Raw genomic sequence first — 19,852 nt, 5'->3', positions numbered from 1 at the left:
CCCTCTGATGAGGAACGAACTGCTTTTTTTCTTTATCTCATGCTTTTTCCATTTGGCAGATCCACTTCGTTCAAAAGTAAGGCTTTTGCAGTGCTCTCCAATTGGAAGGCGCATTTGGATAACAGCTATTTATCTAGCTTCATCTCTTCGTTTGTCTTTACCTCTAAGTCCTGTTAAGCCTAATAGACCTAATAGACCGAGCCATCCCCAATTTGTACGATTGCCGTCTGTTGTAGTCGCGTAAGTCCGGTAAGATGATGTATCGTAATTTCCAGTGTGTGTACCCCGAGTAGTCATTCGGTCCATCATATTGTTACCATATCCACTGATGTGACCCGTAACACCAGTACCCGTTCCCGTTCCGGAATAGGACCCTGTTCCAGTGCCGTATCCCGTATAGGGGGTAGCTGTTCCAGTTGTTCCAGTTGTTCCCGTTGTACCCATACCTGTAGTAGCATCATAATTACTTCCTGTATATCCCGATGTTGTCGTAGTTCCTGTCCCCATAGTTCCTGGCGTAGCACTTGACGTTGTCCCCGATGTGTTAGCAAGTGCACCAGTTGCCCCAAAGCTTAATGCAGTTGTCAATGCTACCGCCAAAGTAATTGTACGAAACTTTTTCACTTGTTCAAAACCCCTTTCGGCATGTAATAGTTATGCAAAGTTATCATGCTCCGTATCGCCCTCTTTTAACGGGGAACTTCTTGGAAAGGCAGGGGTCGCTTTCATGCTTCAATTTCGCTACAATAGGTTGGAAAGAAAGGAGCAACCATATGTCTACTATTACTCAGGAGTCGCCTCAATTATGGGGGGACAAACGTTTCCATACATGGAATTATGAAATGCGTGAAGCTTTCGGGGGGAAGGTTTTTAAAGTCATGCTGGATGCAGGTTTTACTTGTCCCAATCGGGATGGCAATATCGCAACCGGTGGCTGTACATTTTGCAGCGCGCGGGGGTCAGGTGATTTCGCCGGGAGCCGCCGCGATGATCTGGTTACCCAATTTAATAAGATTCGTGATCTCCAGCATCTGAAGTGGCCTGAAGCCAAATACATCGGTTACTTTCAGGCCTATACGAATACGTATGCACCCGTTGAGGAGCTGCGGGAATATTATGAAGTTATTTTAAAACAGCCTGGTGTTGTAGGTTTATCCATTGCGACCAGACCGGATTGTTTACCAGATGATGTGATTGAATATTTGGCGGAATTGAATGAACGTACGTATCTATGGGTCGAAATGGGCCTTCAAACCGTACACGAATCAACCTCTGAACTCATCAATCGTGCTCACGACACACAATGCTATTTAGACGCGGTCGCTAAGCTTCGAAAGCATAACATTCGCACCTGTGCACACATTATTTATGGATTGCCTGGGGAGACCCACGAAATGATGTTGGACACGGGACGAGCAGTCGCACAAATGGATGTTCAGGGCATTAAAATCCATTTACTTCATCTAATGCGTAAAACACCTATGGTGAAACAATACGAAGCTGGCTTGCTTCAGTTCCTGGAAAAAGACGAGTATGTGAAGCTGATCGTCGATACACTCGAATTTCTCCCACCGGAAATGATTGTCCACCGCCTTACTGGAGATGCTCCCCGCGATTTACTGATTGGTCCCATGTGGAGCCTCAAAAAGTGGGAAGTGTTGAATGCCTTTGATAGCCTTCTGAAAGAAAGAAAGACTTGGCAGGGTAAACTTTGGAAAGGTAAGGCCAACCAAGGTTAAATGGAACGAAACGAAAATATAAACATATAAAACCCATAAACATATATACACATAAACATATAAACACATAAAACCAAAATAGATTATTATCCGTTTCCTTTATATAGGTAGAATGATAAAGGAGATGGATAATCATGATGATGAAACGGGCTCAAACAGCCATTGTTGGGATGATGCTAGTTGTCGCTGGATGTGGAGGAGAGCCGGCAACACCAGTGAGTACGGTGGCGCCGTCAACGACACCGACGGCGGTAGTTAGTGCGTCGCCGGTTGCTGCAGCGACGGCAACACCGGCAGCCGCTACGGTGCAGCCGGCGGCAAGCAGCACTCCGCAGCCGAGCGCAGCGCCGACAGCGAAGCCAACAGCTGCTGCGGCAACGCCAGCACTGAAAGAGGCCGCTACGGCGAAGCCGGCGCCGACGTCATCAGTGCCAGCGCCTGCCAGCGCGGCGCCATCCCCCTCCGCATCCGCTAAGCCTGCGGATGGCGGCACCAGCACCGCAGCGCAGGCACAGGTGCTGTATAAGGACAATTGCATGTCCTGCCACGGGGCGGGGCTTGCAGGCGACTTCGGGCCGAACCTGACGAAGGTCGGTTCACGCAAGACCAAGGATGAGATCGTTGCGCAGATCCTTGGAGGTAAAGGCGATATGCCACCTTTCAAAAGCGCATTGAAATCCGAAGAAATCGAAGTGCTGGCCACATGGCTAGCAGACAAAAAATGATCGTTTAAGCAGCATGGAGGGCTTTCATCGCATGGGTTTTGTTTCAGTACTAAGTTTTGCTCATCAACTAATTTGTCAGCGGGCTCAGCCGGGGGATACAGTCGTCGACGCGACTCTTGGCAACGGCGTGGATGCCTTGTTCTTAGCGAAGCTGGTAGGCACCCGCGGCAGCGTTTACGGCTTCGATATCCAGCAGCAAGCGCTGGATCAATCAAAGATGCGTCTGGAGAAAGAACTTCCAGACGCATCTTCTTGTGTGTATATGAGCCTATGCAGCCATGCGCTCATGGAGGCGGCTGTGCCGCAGGACCGCCATGGCAAGGTCGCCGCGGTCACATTCAATCTCGGCTACCTGCCCGGCGCCGATCCGGCAACCATTACGAAGCAGGAATCCACGATCCCTGCTCTCGAGGCTGCCCTCCGCCTGCTCCGCAAAGGCGGTATCGTAACCATCGTGCTCTACAGCGGGCACGATGGAGGATCGGAAGAAGCTGCGGCCGTCGAAAGCTGGGCCCAGCGCCTTCCGCTCGCAGCCTTTCAGATGCTGCGCTACCAATTTATGAATACCAGCCCGCATGCTCCCTATCTCTTAGCTCTAGAAAAAAGATAGTCGCATGATATAATGCTAGAGAATGCATTAGTTTATTATTTGTAGGAGAAATTAGAGAAGAAAGTAGGGATAGTTAGTGAAATCATACCCGCTTCAATTTCAACCTGAAATGAAAGAACGTGTCTGGGGTGGAAGAGCCCTAGAAAAGTTTGGTTTTAAGCTTCCAGAAGGTGCTATTGGCGAAGGCTGGATGATTGGCGATCACCCGAATGGAACGACGAAGGTGATTAATGGCGAATTAGCAGGCCTTGGTCTCGACGAAATTCGCGAGAAATACGGCAAAACGTTATTCGGCACGAAAGGATTCTCCGAAAAAAACGGCCGTTTCCCACTACTCATTAAGTTATTGGATTGCGAAGACGACCTTTCCGTACAAGTACATCCGAATGATCATTACAAGAATTTGGCTGCCGGCGAGCTCGGCAAAACAGAGATGTGGTACATCCTTGATGCCAAGCCCGGCGCCAAAATTATATACGGCATGCAAGAAGGCGTTACACGTGAAAGCTTAGCTCAAGCAATTGCAGAGAACCGCATTTTGGATTGCTTACAGGAAGTGCCTGTTGAAGCCGGTGATTCCTTTTACATCCCAGCAGGAACGGTCCATGCTCTTGGCGCTGGTGTCCTAGTTGCCGAGATTCAACAAAATTCCGATACGACCTATCGTTTATACGATTATAATCGTCCCGGACTGGATGGAAAGCCTCGTGATCTTCATATTGCAGATTCGCTCAACGTTATCGCTTACGAAGGCTCCGGCTCCACTCGCATGAAAACGGATTTGAATGAAGCTGGCACTTGGTTAACGCTTGCCGAGTCTCCTTTCTTCACCGTGGAAAAAGGCCTTGTAGGACCGAAATGGGAGCTAAGCACTTCTCCTGAAAGCTTCGTCATCCTCGTAATTGCAGACGGTAACGGGACCCTTCAGTGGGCAGATGGCAGCATCTCCACGAAGCCAGGAGACTGCTTCCTGCTTCCTGCCGATCTTGGCAGTTATGCGCTAGAAGGCAGCATGACGGTTATTCGCAGCTACTTGCCTTAATTGTATTTTGTGCAATAAATCCCTCTTACACAGAGGTAATGTGCCTTTGGCATTGGTTTTTATTCTACTATGACTTTAATTTGCCTTTGCTCTGATTTTTCTTTGACTTTACTTTAACTCTGCTCTGACTTGCTTTGACTTTGCTCTGACTTTGTTATGACTTTGCTTTGACTTTGCTTTGATTTGCTCTGGCTTGCTTTGACTTTTCTTTGATTTGCTCGACTTTGTTATCACTTTGTTATGACTTTGCCTTGACTTTTCTCAAATTTGCTCTGACTTTGCCTTAACCTTCCCTTACCCTTTAAGTTTTGATTGTTGTATAAAATACAACAATTGTAGCTTAAAAAGTGATTAGGAGTAGAGAGTGTTGTAAAAAGTACAACAATTTCTCTTAAATAAGCTACTTTCTTTGAAAATCAGTCGAAAATGCTGTACAAAATGCAACTTTACTGCGATTTTATCGGTTTAGGATTGAAATTGTTGTATGATGTACAACTTTGTTAATTGATTTAGAGTAAAAAGAGAAATCTCCTAGGAAAGTTGAGTTATAGGAAGTCTCTCTCTCTGCAAAGTTATGTTACAGTGAAGTCTCTCTCTGCAAAGTTTAGCAGTGCAGTCTCTCAGCTGAGTTGAGTATCTTTCAAAAAGCAGGGTGCGATCCTCGAAACGAAAACAAGCCTCCCAGACCACTTTCATAGTGGTTTGGGAGGCTTGTTTAGTTAAGGGACGGTCTTTCAGGTATTAAGCACCCGTTCAAGACAGCACCCTTTTCGCAGCTGCTATTCTTCGGATAAGCTGCTTTCTTTTAAAATAACGTCATGCGCTCCGCCTTCAACAAGGCTGGTTGCAGAAACGAGTGCAATTCTCGCTTTGCTCTTCAGCTCATCCAAGCTTAATGATCCACAGTTGCACATCGTGGACTTTATTTTACCAAGCGTCTTGTCCAGGTTCTCCTGCAGGCCTCCAGCGTATGGAACATACGAATCGACGCCTTCTTCAAACAAGAGCTTGTTTTTGCCGCCTGTATCATAACGCTGCCAGTTGCGGGCACGATTGGAGCCTTCACCCCAGTATTCTTTCACGAAGTTGTTGCCAACTTTTAGCTTTCTGGTCGGGCTCTCATCGAAACGTGCGAAATATCGGCCCAGCATAACAAAATCAGCGCCCATCGCTAAGGCTAATGTAATATGGTAGTCATGTACGATACCACCATCGGAACAGATTGGAATGTAGGTACCTGTTTCTTTGAAGTATTGGTCTCTGGCTTCAACAACTTCCATGAGGGAAGAGGCTTGTCCGCGACCAATCCCTTTTTGCTCCCGAGTGATACAGATAGATCCACCGCCGATGCCGACTTTAATGAAGTCCGCTCCTGATTCCACCAGATAAAGGAATCCTTCACGGTCTACAACGTTACCTGCGCCGATCTTCACATTGAAATTCTCTTTCACATACTGAACCGTTTCACGCTGCCATTCGCTGTAACCATCTGAAGAATCGATGACCAGAATGTCTACTCCCGCTTCAACAAGCGCAGGCACTCTTTCTTTATAATCCTTCGTATTAATCCCCGCACCAACAATATAGCTTTTGTTACCGTCCAGCAGCTCCATCGGATTTTCTTTATGCTCATCATAATCCTTGCGGAAAACGAGAGTGTCGAGCTTCTGATGCTCATCCACAATCGGTAAACAATTCAGCTTGTGATCCCAAATTAAATTGTTTGCTTCCGATAAAGTAATTCCTGATTTTCCATAAATTAATTTATCGAAAGGCGTCATAAAATGATGGATTTGGCGATCCAAAGGGTCACGACTTGTCCGGTAATCACGTCCCGTTACAATACCAAGCAATTTTCCATTCGCTGTACCATCGTCGGTAATGGCAACCGTAGAATGACCTGTTTCCTCTTTCAACGCCAGTACATCACTTAGCGTATGCTGGGGAGTTAAGTTCGAGCGGCTAACTACAAACCCTGCCTTGTACCCTTTTACTTTACGCACCATAAGTGCTTCTTCTTCAATCGATTGTGAGCCAAAAATGAACGAAATCCCGCCACTCCGCGCCAAAGCAATCGCCATTCCATGATCGGATACGGCCTGCATGACAGCAGATGAAAACGGGATATTGAGCGAGATCGCAGGCTCCTCACCTTTATTGAATTTAACTAATGGTGTCTTAAGCTTCACATTCGCCGGTGTACATTCCTTCGTTGTAAGATTAGGAATCAACAAAAACTCACTAAACGTACGGGATGGTTCTAAGTAATACGTAGCCACTTTACGATTCCTCCTAATATAGGGATCTTTGAGCGTAGCTCAAAGTCTCTCATTTATCTTTGATCCATAGGTAAATTTTTTCAATCTTATCACTGAACCTTACCTGTGGTCAATGGATTTTTTAGGGAAATCCTTCGATGGGATCTAAAAAGGTTTAAGAAGCTATGTCGTCCAAACCTGCGGTTCGGAATTCCCGTTCAAATATTCGATATAAGAAGGCGTAATTTCGAGTACTACGTAGTTTGGATCATGCGGACCATTGAACCATTGTTTCATGGAGTCGTTCCACAGCCTCTCTCGAAGGGCATTATTTGCAGTAATCGTAGCCGTTGCTTGGATCTGCAAAATTTCTGAGGAAGTCTTGCCGTCATAGCCTACTAGAATGTGTACATGGGGATTGTCTTTTAGCTCGTCCACTTTATCCGTCTTTTTGTTAGTCGTAAGGTTAATGGTCAATCCATCGTGGAATAAGGCCATGTAACGTACTTTTGGCTTGCCGTTGTCTACTGTTGCAAAGGAGCAAACTTGATTAGCATTTAGTACCTTTACGATCTGATGTTCAAGCTGTTTATTCTTGGTTTCAATCATGAGTTTCTCTCCTCTCAAGTATCAATGATTAAGTGTTTCAACTACCATAGATTACCCTCAAGAGGCCATGGTTAAACCATATATGCCGGGCAAAAAAAGCCCCACTCCCTATTCACACGGGGAGCGAGGCTTCGATTATACGGCTGCCACTTGCTGAAGCGGCATGGTGTAATAGCTTGCCGGCTGCTGTGCGTCCGGCGGAAAGTGTACAATAAGCAGCTCATTGCTGCTTTCGTCGATCTCTCCGCTCTGCAGATACGTCTGCAAAGCGAAAGGAAGCACCTCAAGCATTGCATGCTTGTGGAGATCTTTTTCATTGATGCGGAGACTCTGGAAGTCGCCGCTTACGAGCTCAGGCTGCTCAGCCAGCAGCCTCAGGTACGCGTTCTGCTCAGACTTCTCCAAGGTGAAGTCCCACCATATTTTGCGCGGCTTATATTTATGGCCCAGGAAATAATCCAATTTCATCAAGCCTTCAATGACGTGCATGTTTATCGTTTCACGATGCATCAGGAAGTCGCGCAAACGAGTAAACAGATCCTCGAGCTGATGCCCAATCTTCTGCCAGCCGCGGCTCTCCCAGAAGTCACCGAACTCTTGAAAGAAATCAAACGCAGAAGCGAATTCTTTGGCGATTAAATATTTGACCGTATGATCCATGCGGTGCGCGTTCCAATATTTCTCGAGCACATCCTCCACCCGTTTGATGCGAATCAAATCAGTGAATGGCAGAATGTCATTGCCGAGAATCTCATATGGCGCGTGGTCCATATAAACGTAGCCGTATTTATGCGCGTCATTGCGCATACCCGTGCCGCGCAGCATTTTCAGGAATCCGAGCTGCAGCTCTTCTGGACCTAGTTCAAAGACATCGTTAAACGTCTTCCGAAACGAGTTATAATCCTCTTCCGGCAAGCCGGCAATAAGATCGAGATGCTGATCGATTTTCAAACTGTTTTTCACCTTAGATACTGTACGGCTCAGCTTGAAGAAATTTTGCCTGCGCTGCACTAAATCGTTGGTCGTGTCATTCGTAGATTGAACACCGATCTCGAAGCGGAATGTACCTGGTGGGGCATTCTCTGCTAGGTAATCGAGAACTTCTGGACGCATAATGTCCGCAGTAATCTCAAACTGGAACACGGTGCCGCGATGATTGGCAATGAGGAATTCAAAGATTTCCATCGCGTAATCACGCTTAATATTAAACGTCCGATCCACGAACTTGATCAGCTTCGCGCCGGAGTCGATTAAGTACAGCAGGTCTGACTTGGTGCGTTCCATATCAAAATACCGCACACCGACCTCAATACTCGACAAGCAGAATTGGCAGGAGAAAGGACAGCCACGGCTTGTCTCGAAGTAAACAACACGATTAGCCAGACTAGGTACATCCTCTGCAAAACGGTGCGGAGAAGGGATATCATCCAGCTTCAGCTTTGGTCTGCCTGGCATCAGTACGATTTCCTCGCCTTTGCGATAAGCCAGTCCATAAACAAAATGATATTTGCGAGTCGTCGAAATTTCCGTCAGCAGTTGGTGGAAGGTCTCTTCCCCTTCGCCCATCACAATGAAATCGACCTCAGGAATGCGATTCATCCAGTACTCGGTATCATAGGAGACCTCGGGGCCGCCAAGCATGATTAGGAGATCTGGCCGAATCTTTTTGATCATTTTAATAATCGTGATCGTTTCTTCTATGTTCCAAATATAACAAGAAAAACCCAATACATCCGGGGCCTTTTGGTAAATGTCCGAAACGACGTTCATAACAGGGTCTTTGATCGTATATTCTGTAATTTCAACGTCAAAATCCTTCTCGCAGAACGCTTTCAAATAGCGTAAAGCCAAGGAGGTATGAATGAATTTGGCATTAAGTGTGGATACAAGTACTTTCATTATCAAAAAACCTCGTTCTGTTCTCGTTTATCGTACAATCTAATTCTACACGAAAACCGAGGAAATACAAAGGTAAGCCCTCCCAAAGAAGACTAAAGGACCATATCATCATCCAACTGAGGATTCTCATAAGGGAACTGCAAATAGGAGGCTTCCTGAATCGCATTTTTCCACCGTTCGGCATGAGAATACAGCTGATCTTCGACTTCTTGCATTCTTTGTTGCAATTGACCGGTATTTTCAGCGGGTCCACTTTGCAAAGCCTTTTGCAGGGTGGTGCGTTCTTCGAACCATTGCGTTAACTGATATAAAAGCATAAGAAATTCCCACCTTTTCTCACATGTAGTGTTGCATCATGTAAGTAGCAGTGTTCCCTTTTTTGGAGGTGGGCATACAGTTGTTTGCCTTTAAGCGCGTTTTCCGCCCTTATTCGGCGAGGATGGCGATTGAGCTTTGGCTGAGAAGGCCATTTCTGCCCTATCAGCTGATCTACTGGTCTTTCGCTGAGAAGCATTTTGCTAGTTCAACACTGCCCCGTCTTTCACGAGAACAGCTTGCAGCTCCACAATATCAATTTGCGCAGGTTGAATACCATGTTTAACGGCAAGTCCTGCTGCTGAACCGGCTGCTTGCCCAGTTGCCATACAGCTTGGAGTAAGGCGCGTTGTTGCGAGTGCCTCATGGGTCGTTGAGATACAGCGCCCTGCGGTTAGCAGGTTCTCAATTTTTTGCGGCAGCAGGCAGCGGTAAGGAATGTCGTAGGCTCCGTCGCCTTCGACCCAAGCAGCGGTCACACCTTTACCGGATGGATCGTGAATGTCGATCGGATAACCGCTGCGTGCGATAACATCTTCAAAATGGCGTCCTTGAACGACATCAGCAACCTGCAGCGCATATTGGCCGTCAATCCGGCGCGTTTCGCGGATACCGATTTGAGCGCCTACCGATGAAATCGAGGCTTTTTCGAAGCCTGGCAGGTTGTTCTTCATGAACTCTGCTACCATCAACACCTGCTTACGCCCCAGCTCTTCAGCTTCTGTCAAATCCTCAACATTAGTTCCATCAAGCCCCTGCACACGCGTAGTGTTGACCAGTACTTCGTCGGACTCAGGACCTGTGAAGAAGAGCACTTGATCTCGATTAATCGGCAGGTTCGCTTCCTTCCAGTGCTTGTAATAACCCAAAACGCCGGACAAAGGCAGATCAGCAAGCTCGGCAATCGGTGTCTTTTTATAAAATTCATCTGGATGTTCAATCATGTACTGTTTGACGACTTTCAAATTCACACCGCGCATCCGGAATTTCATCGTCATCGGTTGTGTGAGTCTATCGCCGTCACGCCCTTGCAAGCAAGGTGCTCCTGATAAATAAGCAAGATCCGCATCTCCTGTTGTATCAATAAACACTTTGCCTTTCACATCAATTCTACCCGACTTGGACGTTAATTGTACGGACTGGATACGGTTGTCCACGGTCTCTACATGATCAACAAAGCTATGGAATAGCAGCTTAACACCCGCTTCTTTCAACATATCAACAGCAAGCACTTTATAAATCTCAGGGTGGTATGGCGTAATCGTATTCACAAAGCCAACCGTGTCCCGAAGATGGCCTGGGGATGCTTTCATTGCCATGAGGCGGTCGATAATCTCTTGCGCGAGACCTTTAATGACTTGCTTGCCATCTGTTGTATGAAATGTCATCCATGGATAAACAAGCGCAGCGGTTGACATCCCGCCAATAAAGCCGTATTTCTCTATCAAAACCGTCTTGGCCCCGCTCCGTCCAGCCGCAATGGCTGCGTTCACACCAGCTGGACCTCCGCCTACAACGACGATATCTGCTTCAATTATTTTGTTCATCTGTATTCGCTCCCTTTGTTTAAATACTTTTGAGTTCCTTGCTTCCCCCTTAGTGTAGTTTAAATTTAACCTTCTTTTTAGTTTAAATTTAGTTTAAAATTGCAGATACAAAGTAATTGAAATGAGGGATTCACGGACATATGCGCAAACGAATTACGCTTCACGATTTGGCTGCTGAACTCGGTCTTACGATACAGACGGTGTCTAAAGCGCTGCGTGGACTCCCCGGGATGTCCGAACAGACAAGAAGTGAAGTGTTCCGGCTTGCACGCGAGCTTGGCTATATGACCAAAGATCAGAAACAAACGCTGCAGCTGGATCATATTTCACCCTATCCTGTTGTAAAGCGCCGGTTTGTGCTGGTCCAAAATAAACAGTCTTTAAACTTCAATCGACTATTGCTGCAAGGACTGCACGAAAGATTCATGGAATTCGGCCACACGGTGCAGCCTCTCCTCATTCCTCCACAACTGAAGCCATCGCAATTTGAGGCATGGGCTGAGGAACAAGATCTGCTGTATGCTGAAGGTGTGTTCATTGCGCCGCGGATGAATTTGGATCTTCTGGAGCAGAAATTGTTGGAGCTTCCGCTTCCTCGCATTCTGCTGAACTTCCCACCGCAGGAAACCAAGGTAGATAGCGTGATTTGGGATGTATATGAGGCTATTTTTCAAGCTGTTCGAAGACTTGTGCGAATGGGGCATCGGAAAATTATGTATGTGGGAGATGCGTTGGATCAACGTGGCTTCGTTATCCGGTGGCAGGCGTTTCGCGAGGCGATGAAAGAAGCCGGGTTTTCGGTGGATCCGCAAGAGCATGCGACGGAGCGAGACGCCACAGATCAGTGGCTGCATAATTTCGGAGTCCTCTATAGGACGTACAAGCCTACTGCCGTTATTTGCGGTATCGACGAAGAAGCTGCTCCTGTGTATCACACGCTGCGCCACTTAGGGGTTGCTGTTCCGCAGCAATGCTCGTTAGTCGCACTGCTCAATGAACAAAGTGACACGCTCCCACTGTGCTCGCGCCCGCAGCTGCCGATTCGAGAAACCGGCTATCGCGCAGCGGATCGGATGCTTTGGCGGATAGCGAATCCGCATTTACCCTTTGAGCATGTGCGATTACAGGGAGAATTTTTCGCGGGGAGCACGATTCAGAAGCTGCCGGGGAAGGTGGCGGATAAATAGTTCCCCTTGGTATATACACCTTGAAAGTCGCGCGCTATATAGGATCTTCCCTCATAGCGTTTCTTTTGCTTTTCCGAACGTGGTATATTGTAAGGTGAATGATCTGACCGGAAGGTAAGCGATCGCAATAGGAGGTCTTTTTTATGCAAAAGAAGCCAGGTAAGTTTCAAGGTCCAAATAAAAACCAGAACCAGACTCCCAAATTCAAGCAAAATAAGAATCAGAGCCAGAATCCTGCTCCGTCTAAAGGGAATCAAGAAATGAGTACCCGTCAGTACACCGTCAAGGAGTCCTCTGAGCTTCTGCCTTTTTTAATAGAAAAGCTTTCGAGTTTGGGCCGGAATTCGGTTAAAGCCATACTTGCCCGTGGACAAGTCGCAGTGAATGGCAAAGCCGTAACAGCATACAACTATCCATTGCAGCCAGAGCAAACGGTCACCATTAACAAGGATAAAATCATCGAAGATATCCCGCTCGCTGGCATGACGATTTTGCATGAAGATGAAGATGTGATTGTCATTCAAAAGGATGCCGGGCTGTTATCTATCGCCACAAATACGAAAGAAAATGAGATTACGGCCTATCGACAGCTTACGGCACATGTTCGAAACCACGATCCGAAGGCTCGGATTTTCGTTGTACATAGACTGGATCGAGATACATCGGGCGTGATGATGTTTGCCAAAAACGAGAAGGCTCAGCAGCACCTACAGAACACTTGGCAGGAAAGTGTCAAAGAACGCACTTATGTTGCCTTGGTTGAAGGCATGGTGAAGAAGCCTGAAGGGACCATTTCCTCATGGCTCAAAGAGCATACGAAGTCGCTTAAAATGTTTTCGACGCCGTATCCGAATGATGGACAGCATGCAGTTACTCATTATAAAACGCTACAAGCGAACCGGAACTTTTCACTGTTAGAAGTTAATCTCGAAACCGGCCGCAAAAATCAAATCCGCGTTCATATGCAGGACATCGGTCACCCCGTTGTTGGCGATAAGAAATACGGTTCAAAAACGAAGGAAATCGGCCGTCTTGGACTGCATGCGCGTGTCCTTGCATTTATGCATCCGACGACGGGTCAGCTGCTGCGATTTGAGACGCATATTCCGAAGCTGTTTTTGAATCCTTTTAAGGAGTTACCTGCGAAGAAATAATTGGCTTGGGGAGCGATAAGAGATGCAAATCGTAGTGCTTGATGGTTACACACTAAATCCCGGCGACCTGAACTGGAGCGGATTAGATTCACTCGGCGAGCTTGTTGTCTATGATCGAACTGCTGAATCGCAGATCATTGAACGCGCTGCTGACGCGGAGATTGTGCTGACGAATAAGACACCTCTTTCCGCTCAAATGATTCAGCAGCTGCCCAAGCTTCGCTATATCGGCGTACTTGCGACCGGGTACAATATCGTTGATATTCATGCTGCCAAGGAGAAGGGCATCATTGTCGCTAACGTTCCTGCTTACAGCACGCATTCTGTTGCTCAACTGGTGTTTGCTTTGTTATTGGAGTTTTGCCATCGGGTGCAGCAGCATAGTGACAGCGTGCTTAATGGGGATTGGTCAGAGTCGATTGATTTCAGCTACAGCCGATCTCCGCTCGTGGAGTTAAATGGTCAAACCATGGGACTGATTGGCTTAGGGCAAATCGGCAAACAAACCGCGTTGATTGCGCAGGCGATGGGAATGAAGGTTATCGCGACAGGCAGCGGAAGAAATGTCCCTCAACCTATTGAGGGTATCGAGTGGGTGCAGCTTGACGAGCTGCTGCAGCGCTCTGATGTCATTAGTCTCCACTGTCCGCTGACACCGGAAACGAATCAACTGATTGATGCTAATCGGATAGCACAGATGAAACCGACGGCTATTTTAATCAATACAGCACGAGGCGGACTTCTCAATGAGGAGGATGTCGCTCATGCGCTCAACGAAGGCAGATTGGCTGGAGCCGGTCTCGATGTGCTGACTGTAGAACCGCCTCGACCGGATAATCCATTGCTGCATGCGAGTAATGTGATCATTACCCCGCATATCGCGTGGGCAACTAAAGAAGCACGAGCTAGACTGATGGATACGGCGGTTGGTAACGTGCGTGCTTATCAAGATGGGCGTCCGGTGAATGTGGTTGGGTAGTGTGTGCAGTACGAGCGAGCAAGTGAGCGAGTGAGTGAGTGAGTGAGTGAGTGAGTGAGTGAGTGAGTGAGTGAGTGGTGAGTGAGTGGTGAGTTCTGGGAATCGTGCCTTGCATCCCTGTTGTGCGGTGGATTTAGTGATGTTTTACAGCGCTAACTGAGCACATTCCATCCCCATGCACACTTTAGCGATGAAAAACATCGTTACAGCAAGCAGATTAGGCTATCTCACTTGGGTACGGCAGTTTTAAGAATGTTTTATATCGCTATCGAAGCTCATTTCCTCCTCATGCACACTTTAGCGATGAAAAACATCGTTACAGCGAGCACATTAGGCTATCTCACTTGGGTACGCCAGTTTTAAGGATGTTTTATATCGCTATCGAAGCTCTTTTCCTCCTCATGCACACTTTAGCGATGAAAAACATCGTTACAGCGAGCAGATTAGGCTATCTCATTTGGGTACGGCAGTTTTAAGGATGTTTTATATCGCTATCGAAGCTCATTTCCTCCTCATGCACACTTTAGCGATGAAAAACATCGTTACAGCGAGCTGATTAGGCTATCTCACTTGGGTACGGCAGGTTTAAGGATGTTTTATATCGCTATCGAAGTACTTTTCCTCCTCATGCACACTTTAGCGATGAAAAATATCGTTACAGCGAGCAGATTAGGCTATCTTACTTGGGTACGGCAGTTTTAAGGATGCTTTATATCGCTATCGAAGTACTTTTCCTCCTCATGCACACTTTAGCGATGAAAAACATCGTTACAGCGAGCAGATTAGGCTATCTTACTTGGGTACGGCAGTTTTAAGGATGTTTTATATCGCTATCGAAGCTCATTTCCTCCTCATGCACACTTTAGCGATGAAAAACATCGTTACAGGCTTGAATTAGAAAAATCAGCTAAGCTAGGATGTTTTCACGCCCCGCAAACATGAACGAAATCAGCTTTTGGGAAGAAAAAACCACCGTCATAGGGTTCACTCCCTAAACGGTGGTCTTCTCTACGTTCAAAACTATGCGGGGCTGCGGGTATTCACTGCCCCGTTTTTTGGCCGCTTAAGTGTTAGCGCACTTAAGCGGTTTTTCGATGTTATTTCAGCAATGCCGCATAATCCATCTGCGGCACAAGCCCTTCTTCTGCAGCCCGCTGGAGCAAGGTCAAGACGGCACCATAGCCGCTCTCACCCAGATTAGCGGTAAACTCATTCACGTACAGGTCGATGTGCGCCTCAGCGACCTGCGGGTCCATCTCCTGCGCGTGCTGCATGACGTAGTCGCGCGATGCTTCCGGATGCGCCCACGCGTATTCGACCGAGGCGCGGGCCCAGCCCGCAAGCGCCTCAAGATCCATGGAGCGCCGTGCAATGATGGCGCCCAGCGGGATCGGCAGGTTGGTGTCTGACTCCCACCAACTGCCCAGATCTGTGAGAAGCGCTAACCCGTAAGACGGGTAAGTGAAGCGCGCTTCATGAATGACGAGGCCGGCATCTATGAGGCCGTCCCGCACAGCAGGCATGATCTCGTGGAACGGCATGACCACGATTTCACCTACGCCGCCCGGAACGTTCTGTGCCGCCCAGAGGCGGAACAGTAAGTACGCGGTCGAGCGCTCGCTCGGCACAGCGACCCGGCGGCCGCTGAGCATGGCAGGGTCCGGCACTATTCTCTCAGGCACTGTTCCCTCAGTTTCAGTTGTTCCTGTTGTCCCTGTTGTTCCTGTTGTTCCTGTTGTTCCTGTTGTTCCTGTTGTTCCTGTTGTTCCTGTTGTTCCTGTTGTCCCTGTTGTTCCCCTAGTTCCCGTTGTTCCCGTTGTTCCTGTTGTCCCCTCTGTTCCCGCTGTTTCCGCTGTACCGCTATTCTTCGTCAGCACCAGCGGTCCGCAGCCTCTGCCCAAAGCGCCGCCGCAGGGCAGCAGGGCGTAGTCCTTCAGCACCCAAGGCAGTGCTGCGTATGAGATCTTAAGGACATCCGGCCCAGTGCCTTCAGCAGCTAACTTGTTCGTAATATCGATGTCGGCATATAAGACATCCAGCTCAGGAGCACCTGGGATTAACCCATGCGCCCAAGCATGGAAAACAAATGTATCGTTTGGACAAGGTGAATACGCAATCTTCATATTAAAGCACCTCCGCTAGGACTGAACTTGCTGCTTCTAAAGCCTTAAATGCATCACCGATACGCCAGGCGTCTCGGTCACGAGGACCAACCGCGTTGGAAATCGCGCGGATCTCCAGCACAGGCACGCCGCGCTGCTGCGCAGCTGTCGCAATGCCGAAGCCTTCCATGGCTTCGGCAGCAGCTCCAGGCACGCGAGCAGCCAGCGCGGCCGCTGTTGCTGCCGTTCCGGTGGCCGTTGCCACCGTAAGCACTGGCGCCATCTGCGCCGGCAAACCAGCGGCTAACAACGCCGCTGTCACTCGCTCGGCCACATCAGCGGCAACACCAACGCGCGTCGAGCCGAAGCCCAGCTCGTCCAAGCTGCTGAAGCCATCCAGCAGCTCCACGCCAAGGTCAGCTGCGATGATCTCGCTCGCCACAACAAGCGAGCCTACCTCCGCTTGACCTACAAATCCGCCGGCAATACCAGCAATTACAACCAAATCATATTCAGCTTTCGCAAGCTCTATCGCTCCGTTCACTGCTGCCGCAGCAAGTCCAACGCCAGCTAAGGCAAATTCAAACCTGCTATCATGGCCAAGGCCGCGCTGGACTGCATCTCTTTCAGGAGCTACAGCTGTCATTATAAGTACACGCATGGTTGTTCCTATCCCCTTTTATGATCAATAACCATTCTTATCTACGATTATTTTACATGAGTAAGGTCAAATAGGAAACTTTCAAGGAATGACCAACTTTCTCGATCAATTCCATTGTGTTGACAATCTCAACTAATTTAATTATTATCTAATTAGACATTAATCAAATTAGATACTCTTTTAAGGAGGTGCACCCGCCATGCAATTAGATAAAATCATTACTTATCACAAGGCTCTCGCAGACGCAACGCGAATACGTTTGCTTATTTTACTAGCGGATGGAGAGCAGAATGGTCAAGTTCTTGCCGAGAAACTGGGCGTTACCCCAGCAACCATTACCCATCACGCAGCCAAGCTTCGCGAGGCCAGCCTCATCAATGAGCGTAGAGACAAGAACACCATTTACTTCACTTTAAATGAGTATTTCATTCGTAGTAATGCCACCGCGACGGCTGATCTCATTTTCAAAAATAAGAAAGGAGAAACTGAACCTATGAAGGATGAAGACCGTAATCAGAACCTCAAACAATCTGTCATTCGAAACTTTATAACCTTAGACGGCAAGCTCAAGCATATCCCTGCTCAACTCAAGAAAAAACTTATCGTCCTAGAACATCTTGTAGAGCAGCTTGAAAAAGGACGCACCTACACAGAGAAGGAACTGAATGCATTTATTAAGAACTACCACCCTGATTTCGCAACGATTCGAAGAGAATTCATTATGCACCAGTTCATGTTTCGCGAGAACGAGATATACGAACTCAATCCAGTGGAGATGTGGGCCAAATGGGAGAACTTATCCTAAATCAGATTGAATCTATAAAAAAAAAGGACGGTTCCCAGTCGATTATACGACCTAAGAACTCGTCCTTGCCTTTAAATCCTTACCCTTTTAAAAGAAACGTATTTCCATCCTCATCCTTAAATGTGGCAAAAGTTCCCCACTGCATCTTTGAAAGTTCCCCTTCGAATTCAACGCCTTTGGACTTCATGTTCTCGTAGGTCGTCTGAATATCATCCGTAACAAAGACCACAGAAGGCTTCAGTTCGGCATAATTTGTCATCATGCTTTTCGGATAAATGACTAGTGCGGATTCAGCTCCTTGCGGCGCTACCTCTAACCAGAAGGCATTAGGACCCATTGACGTTTCGCGAACGACTTCAAATCCAACTTTTTCGGTCCAAAATGTTTTGGCCTTTTGCTGATCCTCAACATAAATGCCAACTGTTGCTATTTTCTGAATCATGAGTGATACCTCCCTGTTTGTGTTCGTTGATTTAAATCAGGTTGCCTCCGCAAGCTTCTTTTCCAGCTGCGTAATCTCAGCTTCCGGAAACATATACTACCTCCAGCAGCCGCAACTCCTCTCATCCCGCTACGATTTACAAGGTGTTGGACACGTTACCCAATTTTAATTCAGATTCTGGACATTCATCCATGCGCCCTCTAGTTGAATGACATATAGTAATTTTGTGAAGGGAGGGATTGACATGAGTTGTGGTTGCGGTCCTGCTGTACCTTATACAGGCACTTCTATAGTCCTCGTATTATACGTCCTTTTGGTTATCGTTCTTAGTACTTTCGGATTTGGTTGGTAATAAAGGAATAAGCGGCTGGGACGATGATTCATGTTCTGGTCGCTTTTCGTTAATCAACCCTCTTTAGATAACAAAATAATACCCATTAAAAAAGCCAATCGTCACGAAAACCTGTAGAATCATAAACAGCAACATATAGAAAATTCGGGCATTTTCCCACTTCTCGGTTAACGTTACTAAGTAGAAATAGATCGGTATACTCACCATCATATAGCGAACGACGCTTACTAGAAATAAGGGTTGACTTGAAAATGGGATGACGATTAACAGCAAGCCATAAACGAAAAATAGCAGCTCATGCTTATTTGTCAAAAGCTTTTTCATATGAACAATGAAGTAACTCAAAAAAACGATAAACACAGCTGTTGATACGGTAAAAGCAATGAAGCCGTTATCCCAGCCATCAGGCGTGGAGAAGTAAGGCTTTTTCAAATAACCAAAATAATTGACAAAAGGTATGGTGGTATACCGGAACCAGTGCAAGCTCTGCTCATGGAAAGGTGCCAAGAAATCACCGGTGACGCTTTTCATATGTAGGAGATAAATACCCATTGGGATAAGGGATAAAATACTATACAACGACCATTTCAGGTAACGCCAGGTCCATTTGAACCCTTCGTCCATAAACACGGTGCCCATGACCAATGCAAGGTTGATAAACCCAGGCACCCTTGTCACGGTAGATAAACTGGCCGCTATAAAGGCAAGTGCATACTTTTTATTGCCTGCATAATAGATGGAGGCTGCCGAGAGCATCAGAAATAGACTCTCTGTGTACGGTAATGTATAGTAAAGCGACGATGGGTAAATCACAATTAGTAATAGTACGGTTCCCGCCTGACGCTCACTGAGTCCCCGCTGCAGGGCAATAAAATAAATATAAATAAGAGCTCCAAGCAAGCATAGATTCGAAACGATCATACCGACTATGGCAGGTTCGAACCAAAATATTTTACCAAGTAAAAAAATCAGTGACGGAAATAGTGGAAAGAAAACCCAATTTGCAGCTGTATGTGGTTCATCCATCCGAAACTTATCATAACCTTGGGTGGCTATTTTTAAATAGGAATACGTATCAAACTTGATAAAATCCTCTAACTTCAGCTTCTCCGTAGAAGCTAGTTCTCCAGGAAACTTCAGCGTCCACTTGGACAATGTGCCCGGCACATTCTGCATATATACGGGTACCTGAGAAGATTTACTGAATAAATTCATCCCGATATATCCAGTAAATAGCATGAGTGCCCGAGAAATAAGGACAAGCAAGGCAATCGACAGTATCACATTGACCTTCCCTCTTCTTGGCTCTTTCTCTAACCGTGATTCCATCATCCATCTCTCCTATCCGAACATCATATATCTTTTCTGTAAATTTACCTGATTTCCCCTCTTTTACCAAGTTAAGGATTCGTAAAGCACTTATTAA

At 47.0% G+C, this 19,852-nt stretch carries 18 protein-coding genes; 8 read left to right on the top strand and 10 right to left on the bottom strand.

What is annotated here, in order from left to right:
- Positions 1 to 129: 129 nt before the first annotated feature.
- Positions 130 to 624: a WGxxGxxG-CTERM domain-containing protein gene (locus ASD40_RS36575; RefSeq protein ID WP_082562321.1), complete on the bottom strand. Its 495-nt coding sequence runs from the start codon at positions 622 to 624 to the stop codon at positions 130 to 132.
- A 149-nt stretch (positions 625 to 773) separates the two neighbouring features.
- On the opposite strand from ASD40_RS36575, the gene ASD40_RS21035 reads away from it, so the two are divergent.
- The 4 genes from ASD40_RS21035 to ASD40_RS21020 all read left to right on the top strand — a co-directional run bounded on the left by ASD40_RS21035 (position 774) and on the right by ASD40_RS21020 (position 4,116).
- The gene (locus ASD40_RS21035) at positions 774 to 1,739 is read left to right on the top strand and encodes a TIGR01212 family radical SAM protein (RefSeq protein ID WP_057305080.1); all 966 of its coding nucleotides are present in this window, start codon (positions 774 to 776) and stop codon (positions 1,737 to 1,739) included.
- Positions 1,740 to 1,873: 134 nt separating this feature from the next.
- Positions 1,874 to 2,464 (top strand): c-type cytochrome, encoded by a 591-nt coding sequence (locus tag ASD40_RS36570; RefSeq protein ID WP_057305079.1) that lies wholly within the window; start codon positions 1,874 to 1,876, stop codon positions 2,462 to 2,464.
- A 31-nt stretch (positions 2,465 to 2,495) separates the two neighbouring features.
- Positions 2,496 to 3,074 (top strand): class I SAM-dependent methyltransferase, encoded by a 579-nt coding sequence (locus ASD40_RS21025; RefSeq protein WP_057305078.1) that lies wholly within the window; start codon positions 2,496 to 2,498, stop codon positions 3,072 to 3,074.
- Positions 3,075 to 3,150: 76 nt separating this feature from the next.
- Positions 3,151 to 4,116 carry a type I phosphomannose isomerase catalytic subunit gene (locus ASD40_RS21020; protein WP_057305077.1) on the top strand — a complete coding sequence of 322 codons (966 nt, stop codon included), beginning with the start codon at positions 3,151 to 3,153 and terminating at the stop codon, positions 4,114 to 4,116.
- Between the two features lie 779 nt (positions 4,117 to 4,895).
- On the opposite strand, the gene ASD40_RS21015 is transcribed toward ASD40_RS21020, so the two are convergent.
- The 5 genes from ASD40_RS21015 to ASD40_RS20995 all read right to left on the bottom strand — a co-directional run bounded on the left by ASD40_RS21015 (position 4,896) and on the right by ASD40_RS20995 (position 10,744).
- The gene (locus ASD40_RS21015; RefSeq protein ID WP_057305076.1) at positions 4,896 to 6,395 is read right to left on the bottom strand and encodes an IMP dehydrogenase; all 1,500 of its coding nucleotides are present in this window, start codon (positions 6,393 to 6,395) and stop codon (positions 4,896 to 4,898) included.
- A 162-nt stretch (positions 6,396 to 6,557) separates the two neighbouring features.
- Positions 6,558 to 6,983 (bottom strand): pyridoxamine 5'-phosphate oxidase family protein, encoded by a 426-nt coding sequence (locus ASD40_RS21010; protein WP_057305075.1) that lies wholly within the window; start codon positions 6,981 to 6,983, stop codon positions 6,558 to 6,560.
- A 135-nt stretch (positions 6,984 to 7,118) separates the two neighbouring features.
- On the bottom strand, positions 7,119 to 8,882 hold the full coding sequence (locus ASD40_RS21005) for a B12-binding domain-containing radical SAM protein (RefSeq protein WP_057305074.1): 1,764 nt from the start codon (positions 8,880 to 8,882) through the stop codon (positions 7,119 to 7,121).
- A 92-nt stretch (positions 8,883 to 8,974) separates the two neighbouring features.
- The gene (locus ASD40_RS21000) at positions 8,975 to 9,199 is read right to left on the bottom strand and encodes a hypothetical protein (protein ID WP_057305073.1); all 225 of its coding nucleotides are present in this window, start codon (positions 9,197 to 9,199) and stop codon (positions 8,975 to 8,977) included.
- Positions 9,200 to 9,400: 201 nt separating this feature from the next.
- The gene (locus tag ASD40_RS20995) at positions 9,401 to 10,744 is read right to left on the bottom strand and encodes an FAD-dependent oxidoreductase (protein ID WP_057305072.1); all 1,344 of its coding nucleotides are present in this window, start codon (positions 10,742 to 10,744) and stop codon (positions 9,401 to 9,403) included.
- 140 nt (positions 10,745 to 10,884) lie between these two features.
- Between ASD40_RS20995 and ASD40_RS20990 the strand changes: the two genes are divergently transcribed.
- The 3 genes from ASD40_RS20990 to ASD40_RS20980 all read left to right on the top strand — a co-directional run bounded on the left by ASD40_RS20990 (position 10,885) and on the right by ASD40_RS20980 (position 14,064).
- Positions 10,885 to 11,931, top strand: coding sequence for a LacI family DNA-binding transcriptional regulator (locus ASD40_RS20990; RefSeq protein WP_057305071.1), 1,047 nt, complete (start codon positions 10,885 to 10,887; stop codon positions 11,929 to 11,931).
- Between the two features lie 260 nt (positions 11,932 to 12,191).
- Positions 12,192 to 13,085, top strand: a complete 894-nt coding sequence (locus ASD40_RS20985; protein ID WP_235549328.1) for an RluA family pseudouridine synthase — start codon at positions 12,192 to 12,194, stop codon at positions 13,083 to 13,085.
- Between the two features lie 22 nt (positions 13,086 to 13,107).
- Positions 13,108 to 14,064 carry a D-2-hydroxyacid dehydrogenase gene (locus ASD40_RS20980; RefSeq protein WP_057305069.1) on the top strand — a complete coding sequence of 319 codons (957 nt, stop codon included), beginning with the start codon at positions 13,108 to 13,110 and terminating at the stop codon, positions 14,062 to 14,064.
- 1,097 nt (positions 14,065 to 15,161) lie between these two features.
- Here ASD40_RS20980 and ASD40_RS20975 read toward each other — a convergent pair.
- Positions 15,162 to 16,187 (bottom strand): 1,4-dihydroxy-6-naphthoate synthase, encoded by a 1,026-nt coding sequence (locus ASD40_RS20975; protein ID WP_057305068.1) that lies wholly within the window; start codon positions 16,185 to 16,187, stop codon positions 15,162 to 15,164.
- A gap of 1 nt (position 16,188) precedes the next feature.
- Entirely contained in the window at positions 16,189 to 16,827 is a 639-nt protein-coding gene (locus ASD40_RS20970) for a futalosine hydrolase (protein ID WP_057305067.1), read from the bottom strand.
- Positions 16,828 to 17,026: 199 nt separating this feature from the next.
- Between ASD40_RS20970 and ASD40_RS20965 the strand changes: the two genes are divergently transcribed.
- On the top strand, positions 17,027 to 17,632 hold the full coding sequence (locus tag ASD40_RS20965) for a DUF2087 domain-containing protein (RefSeq protein ID WP_057305066.1): 606 nt from the start codon (positions 17,027 to 17,029) through the stop codon (positions 17,630 to 17,632).
- Between the two features lie 79 nt (positions 17,633 to 17,711).
- Here the strand turns inward: ASD40_RS20965 and ASD40_RS20960 are convergent, their stop codons facing one another.
- Complete coding sequence (locus ASD40_RS20960; RefSeq protein ID WP_057305065.1) at positions 17,712 to 18,074, bottom strand: VOC family protein; 363 nt, start codon at positions 18,072 to 18,074, stop codon at positions 17,712 to 17,714.
- Positions 18,075 to 18,489: 415 nt separating this feature from the next.
- On the bottom strand, positions 18,490 to 19,758 hold the full coding sequence (locus tag ASD40_RS20955) for a hypothetical protein (RefSeq protein WP_156390123.1): 1,269 nt from the start codon (positions 19,756 to 19,758) through the stop codon (positions 18,490 to 18,492).
- Positions 19,759 to 19,852: the final 94 nt, after the last annotated feature.

It is taken from the genome of Paenibacillus sp. Root444D2 (genome assembly GCF_001426375.1).
Lineage (GTDB): Bacteria > Bacillota > Bacilli > Paenibacillales > NBRC-103111 > Paenibacillus_E.
The sequence above is the reverse complement of the archived record's forward strand: the minus strand, read 5'-3'. Positions and strand labels throughout refer to the sequence as shown.